This is a genomic window from Streptomyces sp. NPDC006510, assembly GCF_040611955.1.
Lineage (GTDB): Bacteria > Actinomycetota > Actinomycetes > Streptomycetales > Streptomycetaceae > Streptomyces.
Genome location: NZ_JBEXPH010000039.1, coordinates 50,401 through 51,310, shown reverse-complemented (window position 1 = coordinate 51,310; position 910 = coordinate 50,401). Strand labels below are relative to the sequence as shown.

The window sequence follows — 910 nt, the reverse complement described above, 5'->3', positions numbered from 1 at the left end:
CCGCTGTCCTCTGCGTCGGGCGCCCGGACGACGCAGTCCGGCCTGCACTCCCACGAAGCCGAGTTCGACGAGGGTCCGGCCGAGCTGCGGCGGATGGTCGACGGCGGCTGCCGTCCCGAGGACGGCTGCGCCCCCGACGCCCCGTACCCGGGCGCGGACATCGCCTGTCTCTCCACCAACGTCATCGAACGCGGCAGTAAAGCCCCGCTGTTGAAGCCGTACACCGTCAAGACCCTGCCGAACGGGCAGCGGATCGGTTTCATCGGCCCTGTCGCCAAGGAAGCCCCCGGTGCCATCAACGCCTACGAATGCAGTGCGCGCCGACCTCGTGTTCCACGACGGTGGCGCCGTCACGTACGCGGACGCCTGCCGGGTCCAGCCCGGAACCCGGCCGCACGTGCACCGGACCACCGGAGACCGATGGTCCGGTGCACGTGCGGCCGACTGGCATGAGGCCCCCGGGCCGTTGGTAGTTGCCGCGGCGGCTCACGGGAGACAGAGCGCATGAAGAGCACACACGAGATCGGAGCGTGTCGTGATCATTCTCGGAGTCATCCTGCTTGTCATCGGAACTGGCAGTCGGAATACCTGGCAGTGGCGTGCATGGCCACCTTCTCCGCACATCTTCGCCAGCGTGGGTCCCCGGAGTCCGAACCCGTCGGAACTCCCCACGGAGCGACCGGAGTCGAGGGATGACCGGCCGCGCGGGAGATCTGACCGTGGCTCGGGACCGGGGACACCGTCGCCCGACGAGCGCGGCTACCGGTCGCCGACCACGGCGGCGAGTTCGTCGAGCAGGGCAGTGACAGCGCCATCCGTCATCCGATAGCCGTCGGCGGTCTCGGCGATGCGGCCCGAGTCGACACGGGAGTTCCACCAATCCTCAAGGAAGCCGGGGGCGTATCCGCCG

General features: G+C 69.3%; 2 pseudogenes. Both read left to right on the top strand.

Features of this window, described 5'->3' with window-relative positions:
- A pseudogene (locus ABZY11_RS15200) lies at nt 1-453 on the top strand (hypothetical protein); the annotation flags it as partial.
- 114 nt (nt 454-567) lie between these two features.
- Nucleotides 568-696 (top strand): annotated as a pseudogene (locus ABZY11_RS15195) (DUF6766 family protein); the annotation flags it as partial.
- Nucleotides 697-910 lie beyond the last annotated feature (214 nt).